Raw genomic sequence first — 3,979 nt, forward strand, 5'->3', positions numbered from 1 at the left:
GTCCAGTCGGGGTGGCGGCCGCTGAGGCCGATGGCGCGGTCGAGCAGCGGGGCCGCGTCGGGTACGTCGACGACGGGGCCGAAGATCGTGCCGCGGGACTCGGGGGCGCGGGACTGGTCGAGGAATCCGTACGCCACCGCGAGGCAGGCGGGGTCCGGGGCGTACTCCTGGCCGGTGGCGCGGGCCAGGTCCCAGCCGTGCACGACCAGTTCGTCGACGGCGACGTGTGCCATGACGGCGGCGGGCAGGGTGAGGCCGCCCGCGCGGGTCTCGCCCTGCCAGGCGTCCGGGTCCCGCCAGGCCGCCGCCAACTCGTCCAGGGCCTTGGGCAGTTGAGTGCGCCAGTCCGCGTCGAGCTCGGGGAGTGCGCCGCCCGGAGCGGTGTCGGTGGTCGGCCCGGACACCTTGCGCGCGGCGTCCCGGAAGGCGACGGCAAGCCCCCCGATATGGCCGAGGAGGTTGCGTACCGCGTACTCCGGGCACGGGGTGGGGGCGTCGAGGTGGGTGTCCTCCACCTGCTCGGCGAGGCGGGCGAGGAGCCGCGCCTGGGGGCCGAGGTCGACGGTGCCGTCGGGGTTCGGGTGGTCTGCCATCGTCGCGTTTCCTCCGGTCGGATCGGGCCTCTTCAGGTGCCTTCGGGCCTCTTCGGCTCTCTTCAGGATGGACCCGATCCGGGGCGCGCACTCATCGGTCGGCGGCGTCCCGCCTCGTTACGGCAGGGCTCGGCGCACCTCTGCCAGGTCCGCGTCGGAGGCGAGCCCCGCGTGGTACAGGCGCAGCTCGGTGGCCCCGGCGCGGGCGGCGCGTTCCGCGTCCCTGGCGAGCGTGCCGGGGGCGCCGCCCATGCCGGTCACCACGGGGAGGTTGGCGGCGAGCACGGCGCCCGCGGCCGACCCGGCGCCCCCGGCCGATCCGGTCGCCACCGCCGACCCGGTGACCGCCGCCGCTCCGGTGGCCGCCGCCGCGAACGGGGCGAGGAGTCCGGTCCCGCCCGCGCACGGCACGACCACTCCGTCCGCGACGCCGAGGATGTGGTGCGGGTCGACCCCGGCGTTGGCCCCGCAGTGGTACGGGACGGGGTCGGCGTGCAGCAGCACCTGGAAGCCGTCGGGGGCCGCCGCCCGGACCGCCGCGACCGCCTCCTCCTGCAGGGTGCGGGCCGTGCGGGTCCTGAACTCCAGGGTGGCGGCGGCGAGTTCGGCGCCGAGCAGCCGGTCCGGCGTGGCGTCGCCGGGAGCCGTGCCGCGCCACACCGGGTCGAGCGCCTCCCGTACGGCAGCGGCGAGCCGGGCGGCGGGCAGCCCGGCGTCCTCGTAGCCACGGGCGCAGGAGCCGCAGAAGCAGAGCGACATCAGGTACTCGGCGCCGTCGCCGAGGCCGACGCCCGCGATCTTGTCGTGGGCGTGCAGATGGGCGAGGCCGTACCAGCCGCAGGACTCCAGCTCGGTGCCGTGGGTGCCGGGGCGGGCGGCGGCTTCGGCGGCGAGCGCGGTGAGGTACGCGCGGGTGGCGGGCTGCGCGATGCAGGGCGCCCAGGGGTAGCGGTCGCCGTAGGCGTTGACGACGGAGGTGTCCGGATGGTCGGCGCCCAGGCGGGAGTTGTGGGCGAGGACGACCCAGGAGTGCACATCGAGACCGGCGTCGGCGAGCGCCGCGGCGGCCGCGCCGTAGGCGTCGCCGGGTGCCCAGTCCCCTGCGGGGTACGGCCGCAGGCGCTGCCCGTGCCAGCGCTCGCCCGGCGGGTAGAGCACGGCGGCGTGGGCGGCGGTGACGACGCGGTGGTGCGGGTGGCGCGGGGTGAGGGCGCGGGTGGAGTGGTACGCGGAGGCCAGGGTGACCTGCTGGACGCCGAGGTCGGCGAGGCGGGCGGCGGCGTCCGGGTCGCCGTTGACGTCCCAGGGGTAGAGGAAGGCGGAGGTCTTCACGCGGCGCCGCCCTCGGGCCCGGTCGAGCGGCGGGCGAGCAACTCCCGTCCCTCCTCGACGAGTTCGGCGAGCGCCCGGACCGTCGCGGCGTCCGGTTCGGTGAGCGGCGGCCGTACCGGTCCCACGTCCTGGCCGCGCTGCCGCACACCGGCCTTGACGAGCGAGACCGCGTACCCGCGTCCGGAGTCGCGCAGCGCGACGAGCGGCCGGTAGAAGCCGTCGAGCAGGGCGGTGAGAGTCGCCTCGCCCTCCGGCGTACCGGCGTGCAGCGCGCGGTGGCAGGCGAGCGCGAGGTCAGGGGCGAAGCAGAAGGCGGCCGAGGAGTACAGCGTGACGCCGAGGGCGCGGTAGGCGCGCTGGGTCCACTCGGCGGTGGGCAGCCCGTTGAAGTACAGGAAGTCCTCGATGCCCGCGGCGCGGACGGCGCTGATCTCGCCTTGCAACAGGCCGAGGTCGCCGTGGCCGTCCTTGAGGCCGATGATCCGTGGGTGGCGGGCGAGTTCGACCACGGAGTCGGGGGTGAAGAGGGCGTTGTCGCGCTGGTACACGATGACGTCGAGCCCGGTGGCGTCGGCCAGCTGGGAGTAGTGCCGGACGAGTCCCCGCTGTTCGGCGGCGACCAGGTAGGGCGGCAGGGCCAACAGCCCGTCCGCGCCCGCCTGTTCGGCGAGCGTCGCGTAGCGCACCGCGAGGGCCGTGCCGTATCCGGTGCCCGCGACGACCGGCACCCGGCCCGCGGCCTCCTCGACGGCGGCGGCCACGCAGGCCTGGAACTCCTCGGGGGTGAGCGCGTGGAACTCGCCGGTGCCGCACGCGGCGAAGACCGCGGCGCCGCCTGCCTCGATCCCGGCGCGCAGGTGGACGCGGTAGGCGTCGAGGTCGACCGCGCCGTCAAGGCCGTAGGCGGTGACGGGGAAGAACAGCGGTCCGCTGGGGATGCGGAGTCGGGCGGCGAGCGGTGCGGGCGTCACGGGCTCTCCCTGGGCAGCGGCGGACAGACCGGCCCGGGGCCCGAACGCCACCCCCGTGCACGTTCCTGATCCGCGTCCATATTTCTGAACTCCGTCACGCTAGGACGGTTTCCCGGTACGGGTCAAGCAGGCGGGAACAGCATCAACATCCCACGTCCACCGCACTCTTGACGAGCCCGGACGGCCCTCCCTAGCTTGTCCACGCATGTGAATGCCCGATCGGGTAGTCACCCGCTAGGCACCCGCGTGAACGGCACCGAGGAGACCCGCATGGCCGCGCCCCGCACCGTCCTGCTCACCGGCGCCGCCGGCGGCCTCGGCACCCTGATGCGCACACTCCTTCCGCCGTACGGCTACGACCTGCGCCTCTTCGACATGGTCCCGGTCGAGGGCGAACCGGACGCGGTCACCGCCGACCTCGCCGACCAGGACGCGTTGCGCGCGGCGGTCCGGGGTGTGGACGCGATCGTCCACCTGGCGGGCATCTCGCTCGAAGCCCCGTTCGCGGACATCCTCCGCTCCAACATCGAGGGCACCCACAACCTCTACGAGGCGGCCCGCGCGGAGGGTGTCCGGCGGATCGTGTTCGCCTCGTCCAACCACGCCGTCGGCTTCACCCCCCGCCCGCGCGCGGGCGACCCGCTGATCCCGCTCGGCACCCCGCGCCGCCCCGACACGTTCTACGGCCTGTCCAAGGCGTTCGGCGAGGACCTCGCACAGCTCTACTGGGACCGGCACGGCCTGGAGACGGTGTCCGTACGGATCGGCTCCTGCTTCCCCGAGCCGACCTCGGTACGGATGCTGTCGGTCTGGATGAGCCCCGCCGACGGCGCCCGCCTCTTCCACGCAGCGCTGAGCGCGCCCGGCGTCGGGCACACGGTGGTGTACGGCTCGTCCGCCAACACCCGGGTGTGGTGGGACCTTTCGAGTGCGCGGGCGCTGGGTTACGACCCGCAGGACGACTCGGAGGGGTTCGCTGCACGGCTGGTGGCGGAGCAGGGTGAGCTGGACGAGTCGAACCCGGACCATGCGCACCTGGGGGGCCACTTCTGCACGAAGCCTCCGGTGTGGCCTCACTGAGCC

4 protein-coding genes are annotated in these 3,979 nt (G+C 74.8%); 1 reads left to right on the forward strand and 3 read right to left on the reverse strand.

Going from position 1 to position 3,979, the window contains the following annotated elements:
* The 3 genes from GUY60_RS35470 to GUY60_RS35480 all read right to left on the reverse strand — a co-directional run.
* A partial coding sequence (locus GUY60_RS35470) for a TIGR03086 family metal-binding protein (RefSeq protein WP_161705499.1) occupies positions 1-593 on the reverse strand: 593 nt, incomplete at its 3' end.
* Between the two features lie 117 nt (positions 594-710).
* A complete protein-coding gene (locus GUY60_RS35475) occupies positions 711-1,925 on the reverse strand; it encodes a hypothetical protein (RefSeq protein WP_161705500.1) in 1,215 nt (404 codons plus the stop codon).
* Positions 1,922-2,896: a 5-dehydro-4-deoxyglucarate dehydratase gene (locus GUY60_RS35480; protein ID WP_161705501.1), complete on the reverse strand. Its 975-nt coding sequence runs from the start codon at positions 2,894-2,896 to the stop codon at positions 1,922-1,924. The genes GUY60_RS35475 and GUY60_RS35480 overlap by 4 nt, the downstream gene beginning before the upstream one ends.
* 270 nt (positions 2,897-3,166) lie before the next feature.
* On the opposite strand from GUY60_RS35480, the gene GUY60_RS35485 reads away from it, so the two are divergent.
* Complete coding sequence (locus GUY60_RS35485; protein WP_161705502.1) at positions 3,167-3,976, forward strand: NAD-dependent epimerase/dehydratase family protein; 810 nt, start codon at positions 3,167-3,169, stop codon at positions 3,974-3,976.
* Positions 3,977-3,979: the final 3 nt, after the last annotated feature.

The organism is Streptomyces boluensis (genome assembly GCF_009908195.1).
In the GTDB taxonomy this organism is placed as follows: Bacteria; Actinomycetota; Actinomycetes; order Streptomycetales; family Streptomycetaceae; genus Streptomyces; species Streptomyces boluensis.

Excerpts from the sequence above, each read along its gene's own strand:
- GUY60_RS35485 (WP_161705502.1), top strand. The coding sequence starts at position 3,167 with ATGGCCGCGCCCCGCACCGTCCTGCTCACCGGCGCCGCCGGCGGCCTC.